The sequence below is a fragment of the Sediminibacillus dalangtanensis genome (assembly GCF_017792025.1).
Classification (GTDB): domain Bacteria; phylum Bacillota; class Bacilli; order Bacillales; family Amphibacillaceae; genus Sediminibacillus; species Sediminibacillus dalangtanensis.
Genome location: NZ_CP046956.1, coordinates 2,284,153 through 2,302,500 on the forward strand (window position 1 = coordinate 2,284,153; position 18,348 = coordinate 2,302,500).

The 18,348-nt window shown below is 42.9% G+C and carries 18 protein-coding genes; 1 reads left to right on the forward strand and 17 read right to left on the reverse strand.

Annotated elements, in window-relative coordinates; genetic code table 11:
• Positions 1-17: 17 nt before the first annotated feature.
• The 16 genes from glyS to rpsU all read right to left on the reverse strand — a co-directional run bounded on the left by glyS (position 18) and on the right by rpsU (position 15,549).
• A complete protein-coding gene (gene glyS, locus ERJ70_RS11550) occupies positions 18-2,105 on the reverse strand; it encodes a glycine--tRNA ligase subunit beta (protein ID WP_209365026.1) in 2,088 nt (695 codons plus the stop codon).
• Positions 2,092-2,982, reverse strand: a complete 891-nt coding sequence (gene glyQ, locus ERJ70_RS11555; RefSeq protein WP_209365027.1) for a glycine--tRNA ligase subunit alpha — start codon at positions 2,980-2,982, stop codon at positions 2,092-2,094. The genes glyS and glyQ overlap by 14 nt, the downstream gene beginning before the upstream one ends.
• A 309-nt stretch (positions 2,983-3,291) precedes the next feature.
• Complete coding sequence (gene recO, locus ERJ70_RS11560; protein ID WP_209365028.1) at positions 3,292-4,035, reverse strand: DNA repair protein RecO; 744 nt, start codon at positions 4,033-4,035, stop codon at positions 3,292-3,294.
• A gap of 90 nt (positions 4,036-4,125) precedes the next feature.
• On the reverse strand, positions 4,126-4,275 hold the full coding sequence (locus ERJ70_RS11565; RefSeq protein ID WP_209365029.1) for a YqzL family protein: 150 nt from the start codon (positions 4,273-4,275) through the stop codon (positions 4,126-4,128).
• Between the two features lie 309 nt (positions 4,276-4,584).
• Positions 4,585-5,490: a GTPase Era gene (gene era / locus ERJ70_RS11570; protein ID WP_209369329.1), complete on the reverse strand. Its 906-nt coding sequence runs from the start codon at positions 5,488-5,490 to the stop codon at positions 4,585-4,587.
• A gap of 456 nt (positions 5,491-5,946) precedes the next feature.
• Entirely contained in the window at positions 5,947-6,324 is a 378-nt protein-coding gene (locus ERJ70_RS11575; protein WP_209365030.1) for a diacylglycerol kinase, read from the reverse strand.
• On the reverse strand, positions 6,299-6,766 hold the full coding sequence (gene ybeY / locus ERJ70_RS11580) for an rRNA maturation RNase YbeY (protein ID WP_209365031.1): 468 nt from the start codon (positions 6,764-6,766) through the stop codon (positions 6,299-6,301). The genes ERJ70_RS11575 and ybeY overlap by 26 nt, the downstream gene beginning before the upstream one ends.
• Positions 6,766-8,913, reverse strand: coding sequence for an HD family phosphohydrolase (locus ERJ70_RS11585; protein WP_209365032.1), 2,148 nt, complete (start codon positions 8,911-8,913; stop codon positions 6,766-6,768). The genes ybeY and ERJ70_RS11585 overlap by 1 nt, the downstream gene beginning before the upstream one ends.
• 82 nt (positions 8,914-8,995) lie before the next feature.
• Positions 8,996-9,952, reverse strand: a complete 957-nt coding sequence (locus tag ERJ70_RS11590) for a PhoH family protein (protein ID WP_209365033.1) — start codon at positions 9,950-9,952, stop codon at positions 8,996-8,998.
• A gap of 2 nt (positions 9,953-9,954) precedes the next feature.
• Positions 9,955-11,184 carry a sporulation protein YqfD gene (yqfD, locus tag ERJ70_RS11595; RefSeq protein ID WP_209365034.1) on the reverse strand — a complete coding sequence of 410 codons (1,230 nt, stop codon included), beginning with the start codon at positions 11,182-11,184 and terminating at the stop codon, positions 9,955-9,957.
• 26 nt (positions 11,185-11,210) lie between these two features.
• Positions 11,211-11,462, reverse strand: coding sequence for a sporulation protein YqfC (gene yqfC, locus ERJ70_RS11600; RefSeq protein WP_209369330.1), 252 nt, complete (start codon positions 11,460-11,462; stop codon positions 11,211-11,213).
• Between the two features lie 272 nt (positions 11,463-11,734).
• Complete coding sequence (locus tag ERJ70_RS11605; RefSeq protein WP_209365035.1) at positions 11,735-12,265, reverse strand: hypothetical protein; 531 nt, start codon at positions 12,263-12,265, stop codon at positions 11,735-11,737.
• A 30-nt stretch (positions 12,266-12,295) separates the two neighbouring features.
• Complete coding sequence (floA, locus tag ERJ70_RS11610) at positions 12,296-13,285, reverse strand: flotillin-like protein FloA (protein ID WP_026569908.1); 990 nt, start codon at positions 13,283-13,285, stop codon at positions 12,296-12,298.
• Positions 13,285-14,601, reverse strand: a complete 1,317-nt coding sequence (locus tag ERJ70_RS11615) for an NfeD family protein (protein WP_209369332.1) — start codon at positions 14,599-14,601, stop codon at positions 13,285-13,287. The genes floA and ERJ70_RS11615 overlap by 1 nt, the downstream gene beginning before the upstream one ends.
• 306 nt (positions 14,602-14,907) lie before the next feature.
• Positions 14,908-15,354, reverse strand: coding sequence for a GatB/YqeY domain-containing protein (locus ERJ70_RS11620; RefSeq protein WP_074601151.1), 447 nt, complete (start codon positions 15,352-15,354; stop codon positions 14,908-14,910).
• A gap of 21 nt (positions 15,355-15,375) precedes the next feature.
• Positions 15,376-15,549 carry a 30S ribosomal protein S21 gene (gene rpsU / locus ERJ70_RS11625; protein ID WP_067837072.1) on the reverse strand — a complete coding sequence of 58 codons (174 nt, stop codon included), beginning with the start codon at positions 15,547-15,549 and terminating at the stop codon, positions 15,376-15,378.
• Between the two features lie 849 nt (positions 15,550-16,398).
• Between rpsU and ERJ70_RS11630 the strand changes: the two genes are divergently transcribed.
• Entirely contained in the window at positions 16,399-17,322 is a 924-nt protein-coding gene (locus tag ERJ70_RS11630) for a Na/Pi symporter (RefSeq protein WP_209365036.1), read from the forward strand.
• A gap of 167 nt (positions 17,323-17,489) precedes the next feature.
• Here ERJ70_RS11630 and deoC read toward each other — a convergent pair whose 3' ends face one another.
• Complete coding sequence (gene deoC / locus ERJ70_RS11635) at positions 17,490-18,161, reverse strand: deoxyribose-phosphate aldolase (protein WP_209365037.1); 672 nt, start codon at positions 18,159-18,161, stop codon at positions 17,490-17,492.
• Between the last annotated feature and the right edge of the window lie 187 nt (positions 18,162-18,348).

Below are 18,348 nucleotides of genomic sequence, written 5' to 3' on the forward strand. Positions count from 1 at the left end.
TATATAAACCGGATATATCAGAATTGCTGTTTCCACTGCACTTTTGACAGGTCGGCGTATTGATAAACCATCGTAGCTATTTTATTCAATAATGCAAGCCGGTTATTTTTCAGCTTCTCCTCTTTCGCCATTACCATGGTATGATCGAAAAAAGCATGGATTGGTTCAGCCAATTCAGCCAAAGTCTCTATAGCTTGCTTTGCCTTTTGTTGCTCTAAAGTCTGCTGATAGCCAGGCAACAATCGCTCCACTGCTGCATTCAATTCGGTTTCTGTATCATTTTCGAACAATTCTTTTTTGACTTCTCTTGTCTCCGTCTTACCTGCCAAATTCAGAACACGACCCAATCCTTCTTGTGCAGATTTAAAGGATTCATCCTGTCTTTTATCTGCCAAAACAAGAGCTTTATCGAACGTGAATTGAAAAATACCTATGCCGGCATGCAGAACTGCTTCGATGACATCCTGGTCGATTCCTGCTTCCTTCATGATATAACCAGCCCGGTGAGTAAAGAATTCAGACACATCTTCCAATGTCTCTTGTTTACTCCGGGTTGGGATTCCCTTCGCTTCAAACTGCTGATAAGTTTTCTCAAGCAACTGCTCCAGTTTCACTTGCCAGTTTTGATTTTTTAAGATTTGCAGCACGCCGATAGCTTGTCGTCTCAGTCCATATGGATCCTGAGAACCACTAGGAATTATACCGACGGAAATACAGCCGATAATGGTATCCAGTTTATCAGCAACACTTACAAGAGCCCCTTCTGTCGAAGCAGGGAGAGTATCTCCTGCATGCCGTGGCATATAGTGCTCGTTAATCGCCTTAGCTGTTTGTTCGTTTTCACCGAACAAAAGGGCGTATTTTTCTCCCATTATACCTTGGAGTTCTGTAAACTCGTTGACCATGTTGGTAACCAAATCAAACTTCGAAATTTCAGCCGCTCGAACTGCCCGCTTTCGTACTAGAGCATCTAAATCGATCAAATCACTTATTTGTCCGGTTAATTGAGTAACACGGCTCACTTTGTCCGCAATGGTTCCCAGCTTTTCTTGAAAAACCATCTTTTCCAATTTCTTCACATTGCTGGCAATGGATTGCTTCTTGTCTTCTTCAAAAAAGAATCTTGCATCGGAAAGTCTAGCTCTTAACACTTTTTCATTTCCACGGGCAACTGTTTCTATAAAATCGCTATTTCCGTTTCTTACAGCGACAAAGTTGGGTAGCAAGCTACCTTCGCTATCCCGCACTGGAAAATAACGTTGGTGTTCTTTCATGGAGGTAATTAGCGCCTCTTCTGGGATCTCAAGAAATTCTTCATCAAAAGAACCAGAAAAAACAGTAGGATATTCAACTAAATGTTTTACTTCATCCAATAAATCGGCATCAACTGGTACCTTCCAGTTTTTCTTTTCCTGTAATTGTTCAATTTCCTTTCGGATTTTCTCCTCCCTCTCGGAAGGCTTCACTATTACATACTGATCTTTAAGCTTATTACGATACTTTTCAGCAGATGATAATTCAATCGATTCCCCGAGAAAACGATGTCCGTATGTTATGTTAGATGCTGTCACACCTGCAATTTCCAAGGGAACGATCTCGCTCCCGAACAAGGCAGTGATCCAACGGATTGGTCTTACATAACGAAGGTTCAAATCACTCCACCGCATACTTTTAGGAAAGTTCATCTTTAACACGACATCTTTGAATCCCTGTAACAAATCAAGGGTCTTTCTTCCTTCGATAAATTTACGGACAAAAATATATTCGGTACCATTTACTTCTTTTGTATAGATGTCTTTTACAGTTTTTCCCTGCCCGCGTGAGAATCCAACCGCTGCCTTTGTCCACTCGCCATTTTCATCTAGTGCAATGCTTTTCGCAGGACCTTTTGCTTCTTCCTCGATATCTGGTTGTTTTTCAGCAGCATCCTTGATAACGACAGCCAGCCGCCGCGGTGTTACATATACTTCGATGCCTTGATAAGGTACCCGCAATTCATCCAGCCAGGCGGTTGTTTTTTCATGCAATTGTTTCTGTGCATCATCGAGAAAACGTGCCGGCATTTCTTCCAGCCCTATTTCGAATAATATATTAGTTGTTGTCATTGTTTGCTGCCTCCTTCAACATAGGGAAACCTAGACGCTCACGCTCTTCCACATATATTTTGGCTATTTCCCGCGCCAAGTTTCTCACCCGGGAGATGTATCCGGTTCTTTCGGTTACGGAGATAACTCCTTTGGCATCCAAAAGATTAAAGGTGTGGGAGCACTTCAATACATAGTCATAAGCTGGGAATACAAGGCCGTTCTCCATCGTCCGTTTTGCTTCCTTCTCATAAGTCGCAAACAGATCAAACAGCATATCTGTATCGGACTCTTCAAATGTGTATTTGGAATGTTCATATTCAGGCTGGAGGAAGATATCAGAAACGGTGACTCCATTCGTCCACTCTAAATCAAACACATTTTCTTTATCCTGGATATAAGAAGCAAGTCGTTCAATTCCATAAGTCAATTCAACCGCTACCGGCTTTGCTTCGAGCCCGCCGATTTGTTGAAAATACGTGAATTGAGTAATCTCCATGCCGTCCAGCCACACTTCCCAACCAAGTCCGGCCGCACCAAGAGTAGGGTTTTCCCAATTATCTTCAACAAACCGGATATCATGCTGCAGGGGATCAATACCCAATGCCCGCAAAGAATCTAAATATAAATCTTGAATGTTGTCGGGTGAAGGTTTCATGATCACTTGAAATTGATGGTGCTGATACAAACGATTCGGATTCTGTCCATATCTGCCGTCTGCCGGCCGGCGGGACGGCTCTACATATGCAACATTCCAAGGTTCAGGTCCAAGACTGCGTAACAATGTCATTGGCGACATTGTCCCAGCCCCTTTCTCGACATCATACGCCTGCATTAAAATACAGTTTTGATCTGACCAATGCTTTTGCAAAGTTAGAATCATTTGCTGAATATTCATTTGCTCATTCCTCCGATTGTGATTTGACACTTAAAAGTGGGTTCTATATCACGACAAAAAACCGCCCCTACGCCTGTTCAAGGCATAGGGACGGGGATATCCGCGGTTCCACCCTACTTGCTTTCCGGTAAACGGAAAAGCCACTTTCAATTGATTGCTCTGGTACGCCTTCCCCGGTATTTTCTACTCCAGCTCCCACTGTCCTGGATTCGCTATTAGAAAAAATGTCCAAGTACTACTCACCTTCAACGCAATATGTAAATTTTGATTTAACCTTACTGAATTTTATCCATTTTGTCAATCAAAATGCTATTTCAATAAGTCCAGCTGGTCTAAAAACTTTTTTGACTTGATATGATAACCGCCATACTGCTCATAATACTCCTCCATTAGTTTTTTCAACAGCTGCTTATTTTCCGGTTTAATTGAAATATTGCCGATCCGTTCTATATCTATGGTGGTAAACATCGAAAGTATTCTTGATAGGTTTCCCGGCAAGGATACTGCATACTCATCGATATGACGGCAACGCGGGCAAAGATAACCGCCTTCTGCAGTCGAAAAAGCAAATGGTCCTTCAGGATTTCCACAATTGACACACTGTTGCAATTCAGGTGCGAAACCTGCCCGCTGGTAAATTTTCAATTCATAAATAATGGTCAGTATTTCCGCATCTTTCCCTTCGGCAATCCAGGTAAACGTCTGATCCAGCTGTTGAAATAAAAAAGGATCATAATTATTCGTTTCTACCAACTTATCTGTCAATTCTGCAAGATAAGTGGCGTATGCGGTTTTAACAATATCCTCCCGTATCGCCCGAAAGGAAGATAGCACTTCCCCTTGTTGAAGTGTACCGAGATTTCTCCCGGTCTGTATTAAAAATTGACCATGTATAAATGGTTGCGTGATGGCAGCCATCCTGCTTTTCGGTTTTTTTGCTCCCCTCGCAACTACGCCGATTTTCCCGTGTGATGGCGTCAATATTGTCACAATTTTATGCGTTTCCCCGTAATCCTGCGTCCGCAGAATGATGCCCTCTGTTTTCTCAAACAAAACGATTCACCAATCCCTTTCAAAAAAGACGAGGCCCTTTCGTACAACTAAGAGACGCCGCCTGTTTCGATTTGGCGGCGCGGCAGTCGCTTATAAATTTCGATCAAGTTCTTGAAGTTGTTCTTTATAGTTTGGATTAACAGACGATTCTTCATCGTAGTAAGATTCCATTTCTTTCATCAGTAAATAGGTTTCAATGTTTCCTGTTTGACTGAATATTTTCCAGGGAAAGTCGAGCACAAGAAACCCCACCTTTCTATAAACTGTTAGAAATCATCCTTATAGGAAGTTCAAAATATCAGGTAAAAATAACGCTGTGTATTTTTTCGTTCGTTTGCTTTTCGGTTCCTCCTGTATGCGTTTATACCTCGGACCTCCCCTTCACTGCCCTATAGGTTTATTCCAGCTATCTGCTGACGGTCAGAGATTTTTCGGCGGCTATCCCTTACACCTCTAGGATGACCTTCTCCTTTTGAATACATGTGTTAAAATATTTACCATGTATGAAAAGGAAATGCCCTTTTCATCGGCTAATTTACCTTCTTGAACTCAATATTCTTCACTGCTAAATCCATACTCCGTCAATTGACTGGGCCTGTTGCGCCAATCCTTTTGTACTTTCACCCATAGCTCTAAGTATATCTTGGTTCCCAGCAATGCTTCTATATCCTGTCTTGCACGTTTTCCGATTTCCTTGAGCATTGAGCCCTGTTTGCCAATAATGATTCCCTTTTGTGATTTTCTCTCGGTTACAACCGTAGCTTGTATAAAAACACTTCCACCTTTTTCCCTTACCTCTATATTGTCAATGACCACTGCAATGGAATGGGGAATTTCTTCTCTAGTCAGCTGTAGTGCTTTTTCCCTTATCAATTCACTGATAATGAACCGTTCCGGGTGATCAGTAATTTGATCTTCCGGATAATACTGTGGTCCTTCCGGTAAATGAGATTTTAAAACGTGAAGCAAATGGTCAACATTGTTGCCTTCCAATGCTGAAATCGGGATGATTTCCTCAAAATCATATCTGTCTTTATACTCATCGATTAGCGGGAGCAGGTCATCGGGATGTACCTGATCAATTTTATTGATGATTAAAAAAACTGGATTGGAGACGTTCTGTAAGCGATCCAGAATAAACTGGTCGCCTCTTCCGTATCCTTCTTCCGCATTGATCATGAACATTACCGCATCCACTTCGTTTAGCGTATTTTCTGCGACTTTCACCATGAAATCACCAAGCTTGTGCTTCGGTTTGTGGATTCCAGGAGTATCGATAAAAACCATTTGGGCATCTTTTTCCGTTAAAACCCCTTGGATTTTATTGCGTGTAGTTTGCGGTTTATCGCTCATAATTGCAATTTTTTGTCCGATCACTCGATTCATAAACGTCGATTTTCCGACGTTCGGCCTGCCGATTATTGATATAAATCCTGATTTGTATGCTGCATCCATGTTGTATCCTCCATCGTTTATTGCTTTTTTCATCCTATGGTTTTCTTCTATTTTACTATAAAATTTTACCCCTTTCATGGATTCGACAAAACCTCTCTAAAAAAGTTGTAATACAAAAACAACATAAAAGAAAACCGAAAAATCTACATTGTTTTTCCTTGGTTAGTTTATACGAACTTTCCCCTAATATCATTCTTCAAAAGGATTCTTACACAAAGAAAGTTAGGATGAAGTTGATATGAATAATGTCGTAACCCTTGCGTTGAATTTTCTTATTTTCTTCTGACTGTGAGGAGTGCGATCAGCCGCTCGTGGAAAGCGCGGCTGTACTACACATTTTCTAATCAAGGATAAAGAGAACCACTTCATGCGCAGTATATATCTTCTGTTCAAAAGTGATACTTTTTGTTTTTTCTAAAAAACCCGGCCGCCTGATAGGGGGCCGGGCATTGGCTGTCAAAACAACTGTGCAATTCTCGGTAGGAAAATGATTGTTCCCACTACCGCGGCTGCAACAGCCACGGCCAGAACGGAACCAGCAGCAATATCCTTAATAGCTCCCGCTTTGGGATGGAATTCCGGAGCTACATAATCAAGCAGCCGTTCGACCGCAGTATTGATCATTTCCATAGCAATAACCATGCCAATCACAATAACGAGAATTAGCCATTCGATTGCAGTGATCCGGAAAAAGGCCCCCAGCACCAAAGCAGCAGCGGCTACGCCAACCTGAATTCGCAAATTCCGCTCCTTCCAAGCATGTTTCCACCCCCGCACAGCAAAAGCGAAACCGACTGTCCGCTTTCGTTTATTTCCTTTCAAGTCCGAACGCATTCAAAATTTCCTCTTGTCGCTGGAACATTTTCCGCTCGTCTTCTTTTCGTATATGATCATAGCCAAGAAGGTGTAAGAATCCATGCAAGGCTAAAAAACCAAATTCCCTTTGAATGGAATGTCCATATTCTTCTGCCTGTTCGGCAGCTTTATCGACAGATATCACGATGTCGCCAAGAACTAATGGGATATCTTCCCCGATTACTTTCAGCTCTCCTTCGCCCTCTTCCTGCATGGCGAAAGAAATTACATCTGTCGGCTTGTCCTGTTGCCGATAGTTGCGATTGATGATTTGAATCTCCCCATTATCGACAAAATTAACAGAAACCTCCGATTCATCCGTAATTTCTTCCTTTTCTGCAGCGAAAGTTAAAAGCCGCTGAATCAGATCGGTGGTACCTTCTTCTACTTTGTTTGTTTGATCATGAAAATCGATATGCATTAATTTGCCTCCTTCACTTCTTGATCTGTCGGGTACTGTATCCTGGAATGGAAGATACCATTCAGCGTTTCACAAATCGCTTTACGGATTTTCTCCAACTCCTTGAATGTTAACGGCGCATCATTCAACTGTCCATCCATTAGCTTTTGATGAATAATCGAGGTGACGATCTCTTCTATTTTTTCATTTGTCGGCTCTTTCAAGGAGCGTACAGCTGCTTCAATCGAATCACAAATGCAAACGATCGCCGCTTCCTTGGTTTGCGGTAGAGGACCAGGATATCGATAATCCGACTCGTTCACCTGCTTGTTTTGTTCTTTTGCTTTATGGTAAAAAAACTGCAAAAGACTTTTTCCGTGATGTTGTTCAGCGATATCAACAATCTCTTTAGGCAACTTGTGTTTTCGTAGAAGATGAGCTCCTGCATATGGATGGTTGATAATAATTTCAGCGCTTTGCTTTGGCTGCAGCATGTCATGGGGATTGGTGATACCCATTTGGTTTTCAATGAAATAATGTGGCTGTTCTGTTTTCCCTAAATCGTGATAATAGGCAGCCACTCTCGCGAGAAGTCCGTTGGCTCCGGCTGCTTCGCAGGCAATTTCACTCAGGTTCGCCACCATGACACTGTGATGATAGGTACCCGGTGCCTCTATCAATATTTTACGTAATAAAGGATGGTTCGGATTGGATAAGGTGAGCAGTTTTGTATCTGACAATATCCCCAGTCCGGTTTCAAAAAATGGCAGCAGGCCAATTGTTAAAACAGATGAAAGGAAAGCAGCCACAACCCCATATCCACTGAACGTCAAAATATCCGCGATAGCATATTTTTCAAAAGAAAGAAATAAAAATAATAGTACCGTAAGTATGTGTACCAGTGTAATTCCTATTCCTGCTTTCAGAATTGCGATACGGTCCTTTAGACTGACCAGGAAAATGATGCCGGCCAATTGAGAAAACAGCAGATAGATTCCCGCTTCCATGTTTAGCGATCCTGGTATCTCAGCATTGAAAATGAGACTTGCAAGGATGCTGTACAGAATCGACATAGCCAACGCCAGTCGTTCATCGAGCAAAATTTTCAACAACATCGCGCCTGTTGCTGCAGGAACCAGAAAAAACAGTTGATTGACTGAATCCGTGAAAACACTTGCCACTTTCATTAATGATACCATCAACACACTTATTAAAATAATGGAAGCAATCTTCCTAACATCCAATTCCCGTTTTTTGGAATGGATATGCATCTCATAAACGATGGTACCCCCGATTAAAAGAATCAACAAGATAAGACCGATCAGCGGATATACATTTCGATCATCGTTCAACAGACCGACCAATTTCAATTGCTCATAAATTTCATTGGTGATTGTCTGTCCTTCGGTTACAATGATCTCACCAGCCCGGATCATGACTGGTTCCACATTGTTTGAAGCATGTTTTTGGGCTTCCACAGTTTTTTCCGCATCGTAAAACGAATTTTCCACTATGGCAAAATCACTGAGTATGTAGAGAACTTCTTTCATCTCATCGCTTAAACTAGAATATTGGAGCTTCTCATTTACACTTTTCACGGCGTTTTCTACTGTTTCCGTTGTCACGCCGTCATTCATTACTTCATAAATAGAGGTGGTCAGTAATTCTTTAGCCAGTGATCGTTTTTCCGAACTGGCATTGATTAATTCAATCAATTCTTCCCGGTCGAGCGCTTCACTCAGCTTCGGTGAAATGATTTGTTGCAGCTTTTGCGCTTTCTCCTTATCCGTAGCAGCAGGGGTATCTTCCTCATCCCTAGCCTTCGAAGCTTTTTCTTCCTCTTCAAGCTTATCGATTGCTTCAAATAGTTCATTGACATATCCTGCCCGTTCCTGGGTTATTTCCGATGATATTTCATACCTGTCTTCCACTGCCTGAATCGCTTCTCTTCTTTCACGCTCTGTCTCTTTTTTGTTTTCAATAGACAAAGGGGAGCGGATAGTTTCTTTGGCTTCATTGAACCGCTCAATATTGTATGTTTCGGTATAGACATTAGAAAGCGTGATAAAAAAGAAAAAAATGCACAACAGCAAAACTGCCAAACTAATTTTCAGCCATTTGTTCTGATAAACCGGTAATTGTTTAAACCGTTTCCAGTAATGCTTCATTCCTTCACCTCATTTTTGAAAAAGAGCGGTTTATACAGAAATAAGACCCTGGAGAGCGGGTCTTAAATCATGAAGGTAATACTTACTCTTCCTCATATGCATCGATTATTTTCTGTACCAGTGGATGACGGACTACATCGGACTGTTTTAAATACATGAATGCAATACCTTTAATCGACGACAACCTGGCTTCGACGGCTTTCAAGCCGGATGTGACACCCATCGGTAGATCGACTTGGGTGATATCGCCGGTTATTACCATTTTTGAGCCGAAACCAAGTCTGGTTAGGAACATTTTCATTTGGGCAGGTGTTGTATTTTGAGCTTCATCAAGAATGACAAAAGCATCATCCAACGTCCTGCCTCTCATATAGGCAAGAGGAGCAATTTCAATGGTGCCTCTTTCAATCAGCCGCAGCGTATGCTCGTTACCGAGAACATCGTGCAGGGCATCATAAAGGGGACGTAAATACGGATCAACTTTTTCTTTCAAATCGCCAGGTAAGAAACCAAGACTTTCGCCTGCTTCCACTGCTGGTCTTGTCAAAATAATTTTTTTGACAAGGCCTTTTTTAAGAGCGGTCACAGCCATGACAACGGCCAAATAAGTCTTACCAGTTCCTGCAGGTCCAATCCCGAAGACAAGATCATTTGATTTTATTGCATTGACATAATTACGTTGCCCAAGCGTTTTGACCCTGATGGATTTTCCTTTGGCATTTTTGGTGATTTCATCTTCAAACAATGTTTCAAATTGATCTATTTTACCTTTTTTGGCGAGATCGACAGCATATACCACATCTCGTTCTGTGATAGTCAGCCCTTTGCGGACGATATGAAGCAATGCAAGCAGTATTTCCTCTATAAACTGTATATCATCCGGGCTGCCGGATACGCTGACCTGTTCTCCGCGCGTGACAATCGATACATTCAAGTGTTGTTCGATTTGTTTAAGATGTCTATCTTCCGTTCCAAACAAAGTAAGTGCTTCGTTTGGATTTTCGAGTTGTAAATCGATCGTTTTTAAATCTTCAGGCATAATCAATCTCCTTGAGATATTGGTTGAATTTTTGTTATATCTTCCTTAGCTTTGAAATAAAGGGTTAACTTAACTTTACCACTCTCAATACGTTCGTGCAAAACTTTTTGAAAGGCGATTTCCGCATCCTTTCCAAGTTCGCTCTGGAGCTGTTTCGTTGCTTGCTTCACGGCTTCTTCTCTTGCTTTTTCCCTGCTTCGTTTTTCGTTGAAAGGCGCTTGTTCATTCCATTGCTCCTCTACGAAAGAAATGGGCAGAGTCCAATGCAAAAAATACAATGGTTTACTTTTAATTTCTTTATATACGTGTTCATATTCGACCTTTTTAAAACCCCAAATAGGAATTTTCACTTTTCCGATTTGCAGTTTGAATTTTGTTTCGCTCTCTCCGGTAAGGGTTTGATAATTTGCCTTTATTGGTACAGTCGTTTCCACCTCGTACCAAGTTTCGGCAATAACTTCTCCTTCCGCTGCCACATAGTTTTTGGGTTTATTTTGCTTTTCTTCGTCGTCTTCTTGTTCTCCTTCTCCTTGATTCTCATTCAAGTTGCCGGAAACCAATACCTGTCCAGGTGTGACAAGATCATTTACTTCGACCAAAGGGAGTCCCTTAGCGACAAACATATCAACAATGACCCCTTTTTTTGCAGCAACCAGGTTTCGCGGACCCGATTGCTCTGGTTCTTCGACAATCGTTTTCTCGACTGCTTCCAGCTGATAGGTTGTCCCCTTTTCCGTCACACCCACCCACAACAATTCAGGCAAATCATCCAGCAATCGTTGTTGAATGTCACTTGGTGTTCCGATTGTAAACTTTATTGCCCCGGGTCGAATGCCATACTCGTCCAATTTTTCGATAATTTTCGCTTCTACTTCCGGCGGGACGTTTTCCACTTCTATGTCCCAGACAATGTTTGAGAGAAACATGACAAACAAAACACTCAAAAACAATCCCGCCACGAATGGTTTTTTACGCAAAACGCGCTGTATCAAAAATGGAAAGCCTTTCCGTGACAGAAAAGACAGCTTATAAATCGTTTGCCTGCGTAGTCTTTTTATCGCGGAAATATCGCTTAATCTTACATTGCCGACACATTGCGTTTCATTTATTTTTATCACATTCCAAACAGTTATTCCTTCTCTTGCGCACAGATCAAAAAACAACTCTGGGTGGTGTCCGGTCACCTTTATCTTTACAGACCCGGTAAAAAATATATCTTGTGTGTGCTTCATCACTGCCCCCTCCGCCGGCTATCCGATCACTCTTCGATGAAAGCCAGCTCCTTGATTTTCCCCTCTAGCAGGATTTCCTCCGGCAGTATCATCTTCAGCACAAATTTTTCTCCAGTTATCCGGAGGTATCCGTCTTTCATACGTAAACGAAGTTCTGATTCTGAGAACAGAATGAGTCCTTTATGGTTTTCGATATAAGCATGGATTTGACCGATGGTCGTAATTCTCGGAAGTTCGAGGATAACATCGGAAGGAAGTTCAAGGTGCTGCGTGAGCATATTCTCGATGCGCTGTTTCCATTTGTTCACCCAGGATGCCCCCTCTCACATCATATGTATGAATGAAGCCGGGAGATAAGAACAGCAAAATATCCCCGGTTTAAGCATGAAAGAATGCAGAAACCGGGGATACAATCGAAATATTATTATGTTGTGAACGAGGTAGTGTATGCACCTGCCTCTACTTAAAACCTGAAGGGTGCTGAAACTGGACAGCACCTCCAGTAACTTAAAAACCCCCCTTTGTCCATAACTGACAAAGGGGGGGGTTTTTACTTCGCTCGTCGTCTTCTTTGATAAGGACGGTGGGCCCTTGGCTGACCGAGCACCTCAGCCATTACAAAACTCTCTGCAATCCCTTTTTTGGATAAATTCCTGCGGATGGAAAGCTTCTTGTTTGACTGGACTTCTTTTTTTGCAGCCTGGTCTTTGCTTCTCTTTTCCAACTGTCTCGGTCTTTCTACATCCTGTATGGGATCCATATGAGAAGCAAAAACTTCCCCATCTGAACGCTGTGTAACTGGTTTCGTTTCTGCAAGCTTCGCTTTCTTTTTCTCATAATACGTTTGTGTCCTGGAAGGATCAACTGCGGTTGCAGGGCTTGTTTGTGTCTCGACTTCAACATTCACAGTTGATTGCGCTGGATCTGTATTGTTTGGTTGGTGACGGGAAGAAGTAGGGGTTGGCCGAGAAGGCCGGGTAGGTTTCCCGCCCTTCTGTTCCTCCTCATCGGTTTTAAACATGCCAAACAGCCATCCGGCAACGGCCAGAAGCGGGATGATTAATCCTATTAAATCCTCCATCGATCACCCTCCTCTTGAGCTCGGCCTCTTTTATTGATCCTCATCATTTTCTTCTTGAGAAAGCTTGCCAATCGTATCGCGCATGTCTGTGTCGGCATTGATGTTCTTATAATTCATATAGTCCATCACGCCCATATTGCCTGAGCGAAGCGCTTCAGCAAGAGCAAGCGGTACGTCTGCTTCTGCCTCGACGACCTTGGCGCGCATTTCCTGTACCCTTGCCAGCATTTCCTGTTCTTGGGCGACAGCCATTGCACGACGCTCTTCTGCTTTAGCCTGTGCAATGTTTTTGTCTGCTTCTGCCTGATCTGTGGAAAGGGTAGCCCCAATATTTTTGCCGATATCGATATCAGCAATATCAATCGATAGGATTTCAAAAGCTGTACCCGCGTCCAGACCTTTGGATAAGACATTATGGGAAATGGAATCCGGATTTTCCAAAACTTTCGTGTGACTGTCCGAGCTACCAATCGTACTTACAATCCCTTCGCCAACACGGGCGATCACTGTATCCTCACCGGCCCCGCCGACAAGTCGGTCGATATTAGCTCGTACGGTAATCCGGGCTTTTGCTTTCACCTCGATCCCATCCATTGCAATACCAGCAATGAACGGTGTTTCTATCACTTTCGGGTTAACACTCATTTGTACTGCTTCCAGCACATCCCGACCAGCCAGGTCGATTGCTGCAGCTCGCTCGAAAGTCAGTTCGATGTTTGCTCGCTGTGCGGCAATCAAAGCATTGACCACCCGATCGACATTACCTCCTGCCAAATAGTGGCTCTCCAGCTGGTTCGTGTTGACGCCAAGGCCTGCTTTATGTGCCTTGATTAGCGGATTGATCACCCTGGAAGGAACAACCCTTCTCAAACGCATTCCAACCAGCGTAAAAATGCTGACTCTGACACCAGCAGCCAGGGCGCTGATCCAGAGCATCACCGGAATAAAGGTAAATAATACAGCAACTGCTATGACAATTAATCCGATTACTATGATCGGTAATAAACTTTGAATGTCCATTATACGTCCTCCTGTTTCTGTTGATTATTTATTTGCCTTACCACTATCCTTGAACCTTCCGTTTTGACAATCTTGATAGGAGTATCCTTCTCGACATAAGCACCTTCGGTCACTACATCAAGCCGTTCATCCCCGAAGATCCCCGTACCTGACGGCCGCAGCATTGTGACCGCTCTGCCTTCCAGGCCGATTAAATCCAGCCTGCTGACTGAAGACACATAGCCTTGTTCAGTAGTCGTTGCATCCTTTAGAATGATATTTTTAAAGAAACCTTTTTCCAAGCCGATTGTTTTAAAAAGAATAACGGAAACGACAATTGATGAAAGTAATGCGATTGCAATGCTCATGGCCATATGTCCCATGTCTGCTGAAGACATGAACAAGGCAGCGACTACTGCACCGATTCCGAGAATACCAATTATTCCTCCCGGCACAAAAATTTCAGCTATGATCAAAATGATTCCCAACACAAGCAAGATAACCGCTTCATAGCCTGCTAGGCCAGCCACAATATGTCCGTAGAAAAATAAAATCAGGGACAACAGGCCTATAGAACCTGGAATTCCGAAACCCGGAGAATATAGCTCGACGATTAAACCGATGCTTGCAAGAGACAACAATATCGGTACTACGACAGGGTTCGTTAAGAACCTGGCGATTTCCTCTGCAAGCGTGGTATTGGTTTCAATAATTTCAGCATCTTGCAGGTTCAGCTCAGCCAACAGTTCTGTACGGTGGTTAACGATTGCTTTTGCATAACCTACCTCCACAGCCGTTGTCGGCTCCAAGGTTAAAAATTCACCTTCGGGCGCGCCATATTCCGGTAAATCAACAGAAGGATTTGCCATTGCTTCTGCATACAATGGATCTCTATCCTTCGAAGTAGCAGCACTCTTCATAGCCGAAATCCATGCTGACTGTGCTTTTTTATCAGCAGCAGTACCGTCTGAGTTTATAACGCCGCTCGCTCCCATTGTTGCATGAGGCTTCATGTAAATATTGTCGGTGTTCAATGCTATGTATGATCCTGCTGATAAAGCTTCATTGGTAATAAACGCAGTTGTCTGAATTTCTAAATCCTGTAACAATTCAGCAATCTGTCCTGCAGCATCGACTCGTCCACCTGGAGTATCTATTTCAAAAATGATATGGTCGGCATTTTCTTCGACTGCTTCCTGTGTAGTTCTCTTTAAAAAAGCTTCCAGCCCCCGCTCCACTTCATTTTCAACCGGTATGACATACACCAGCTTTCCATTCCCTCCAGCTGCGTGAATCGATGTTGGAGGGATAAAAGAACCAATCAAACCCGCTATCATGCCCAAGAACACGACAAAGATAACGGCTAATCTTCTGCCCACCTGCTATCCCCTCCTTTCTATCGGTTCGCTATGTATACGGACCGCTACCTATTAAAGTTTCAAAAACTTTTCTTCAGTTTAACATACATTTTCAGATGTTAGTATTCACCCAACACGACATATTCATGAGAAAAGGCTCTTACTATTTTAGGAAAACAGCAGCAGACCGTCAGAAATGGGATTCTTTCCCTATATAAAAGAAGCGGTTCCCGCCTTCGTTGGCGAAAACCACTTCTCCTTTTAGCGCTCACTTGTTTAATTTAATTAAGACAAATGCTTCTGAACAAGACGATTCACTTGTGAACCATCAGCCTGACCTTTTACTTTAGGCATGACGGCACTCATAACACTGCCCATATCTTTTTTGGAAGTTGCGCCAACTTCCTGGATCGTTTCTTGAACAATTTGTTCAAGTTCTTCTTCTGTAAGCTGTTTCGGCATATATGCTTGTAAAACTTTTATTTCATCTTCAAGTTTTTCCGCAAGATCATCGCGTCCAGCTTCTTTGAATTCTTGGAGGGAATCTTTTCGCTGTTTTAACTCTCTGGATAAAACAGTTAGTTCTTCTTCTTCAGATAATTCGTCTTTACCAAGTTTGATGGCTTCATTCTGTAAAGAAGCTTTCACCATGCGAATGACACTCAAGGCTTGTTTATCCTTGTTTTTCATCGCCTGCTTCATGTCCTGGTTCAGACGTTCAACTAATGACATATCTCTTCTACACCCTCTTTGTTACTTACGCTTTCTAGCAGCCTCAGATTTTTTCTTGCGGCGCACACTAGGTTTTTCATAAAATTCACGCTTGCGGTATTCAGACAATGTACCACTTTTAGATACACTGCGTTTGAAGCGACGAAGAGCATCTTCAAGAGACTCGTTTTTACGAACGCGAGTTGTGTTTGACATGCTATTTTCCCTCCCTCCGAAGCATACAACAGGTTTCTGGGACATATGTAACCTCACATATGTCTCCCGACAATTATAATATATTGCCAATTCCCGGTCAACTCATTTCACAAGCAATCACAAATAAATTCTATTTTACTTACTATACGGACATTCTTTTTTTATTTAACAGTCTCCTCGTACACTTCGATACTCGTTAATCGCCGTAGTTGATAGAAACTGCGCAGTAACTTCCTTTGTAGTCCTTGGGCCTTTTTATAGTAGTGGTGTAGTCCAGCGCTACGGAAATACCCTGCGCTTTCCGCGGGCGGCTGGTGAGCTTCCTCGAGCTAACGCTCTGCGGGATCTCACCGAGGCCTTTCCTCCCGCAGGAGTCATCGGGTATTTCCTTCGCTGGGAACAGATTCCTGTTTCTAAACGAATGTACGAGACATTTTTCTCTTGCATCACTTGGTACTGCATGTAGCTAGAAAAACAAGCAAAAAGTCCAAGAGAAGGAGAAAAGACGGAACCCCAACTGTTTTCTAGGAAGAAAAGCACGCGTTTCCTGACAACCGTTTTTAAGAAGTCTTGTTGGGTTTCAAGGAAAAAAGTTTCTGCGCTAGCGATAATCATCATGCTCCTTAGCGCAGGGAGCATACGCAGACTCCAACGGGAAAAGCGCGAGCTGAAGCCGTGCCCGCGGAGCGTTGCTTAACACGCTTTTTGAATAGGTAATGGAACTTCCAATCACAGTTACTGCGTAGTTTAGATGTTTTACGCAAGAATATCAATCTTTTGATAAACAGCCTTGAAAAGAAACAGACATGTTTCCACCGCCTGTCCATATAATGTATCGAGGTGAGTCGTTTGGCTGATTTGCTTTCTTTATCCGCCGTGTTTTTAATGCTGTTTTTTCTCGGTTTCCAAGTTTTGCGGACAGGCTTATACCACGTTGCCTTCCATAAAGTTGAATCCTTGCTTGCAGGCATGACGAAAAATCATTATGTTGGAATTTTGACAGGTCTGCTTGCAACTGCCGTTTTACAGAGCAGTTCCTTGATCATGGTGCTGACGATCGGCTTTGTAAGCGTAGGGTTGATGACCTTTAAACAATCCATTGGTATCATCCTCGGTGCAAACATCGGAACGACAGCAACGGGGGAATTGCTGGCTTTCAGTCAATATATTCCCGAATGGACTTTTGTTGTTCTTGGTGCAATCCTGCTGTTCTCCAATATAAAAGTACTTTTTGGGGCGGGTACCATCCTGTTTGGCATCGGTTCCATCTTTATCGCTCTGGCTGGATTCGAATCATTGGCCCCCTTGATTGTAGAACTTCCGATATTGGAAGATGCCATTATGTTTACTCAATTGAATCCAGAGGCCGGGGTAGTCATCGGAATGGTGTTCAGTGGCGCCATCCAATCTTCAAGTGCTACCACCGGTATTACGATGAGTTTTCTAAACGAGGGACTAATAAGCATGGCTGCCTCCATTGCTATCGTTCTCGGAGCCAATATCGGTACTTGCCTGACCGCAGTACTGGCAGCTCTGGGAACAGGAAAACAGGCTGTTTTAACTGCGATGGCGCATGTTTGGTTCAACTTGTTCAGCGTCCTGCTATTTCTTCCATTCCTTACCGGAATTACTGGATTTGCAGAGACCTTGTCAAGTTATCCAATCAAACAACTAGCTCATGTTGCAGTCTTATTCAACGTTGCTTCTGTGCTTTTATTTCTGCCATTTATCAGTCCATTCGAAAAGTTCATCATCCGGTTCCACGGCAAATAGTAAGCGTAAAAAAACACACTGCATGACATCCTCCTTCACAAAGGAACCGTTATGGCAGTGTGTTCTTTCCATACAGCTATAATTTTTTTCAGAAGTACAAGGGAAGCTAGTGTTATTTTCGCCGCAGCCATAGATTGTGTCGCGCTAAAACAGCAATACCGCCTCGATTAATAGTCAGTGTCAGCTATTCCGCCAGAGATAATTTGTACACCAGCACTGGCACCAATACGAGTCGCACCTGCTTCAATCATCGCATCTGTCGTTTCCCGGTCCCTGACACCTCCGGATGCTTTGACTCCCATCTCTGGTCCCACTGTTTTTCTCATCAAAGCGATATCCTCAACCGTTGCGCCGCCCCCAGAGAAACCTGTCGACGTTTTTACGAAGTCAGCGCCAGCCTTCTTAGCCAACTGGCAAGCTGTAACCTTTTCAGCTTCATCCAGAAGAGAAGTTTCAATGATCACTTTCGTCAGTGCCTGATTGCCAGCTGCGTTGACAACAGCAGCAATATCCTTTTCCACTACAGCCGTTTCGCCAGACTTCAATGCTCCGACGTTGATGACCATATCGACTTCCGTAGCTCCATTTTTGATGGCTTGCTCTGTTTCAAACACCTTGGTTTCCGTCGTGGTTGCTCCCAAAGGAAATCCAATTACGGTGCACACTTTTACATCTGTATCCTTTAACTGTTGATAACAGTAAGAAACCCAATAAGGGTTGACACAAACGGAAGCAAAATGGTTTTCTTTTGCCTCTTGAATGATTTGGTCCATTTTCGATTTTTTTGTATCAGGCTTCAGTTGCGTATGATCAATCATACTTGCTAGTTTCTTATCCAATTGTACCCATCCTTTCTCGTTGTACGAACCTCTCTGTCAATCATAGCATTTTCGGTTCAAAAAAACCAAGTATTGTTCAGCATTCTACTCAAACAAGGCCGACTTAAGCCACAAAAGGAAAGGGGCCGGGACAAAAGCATGGCCACCAAAGCAGAAACCGAGCGAATTCTAACTGCTAATCAAATTC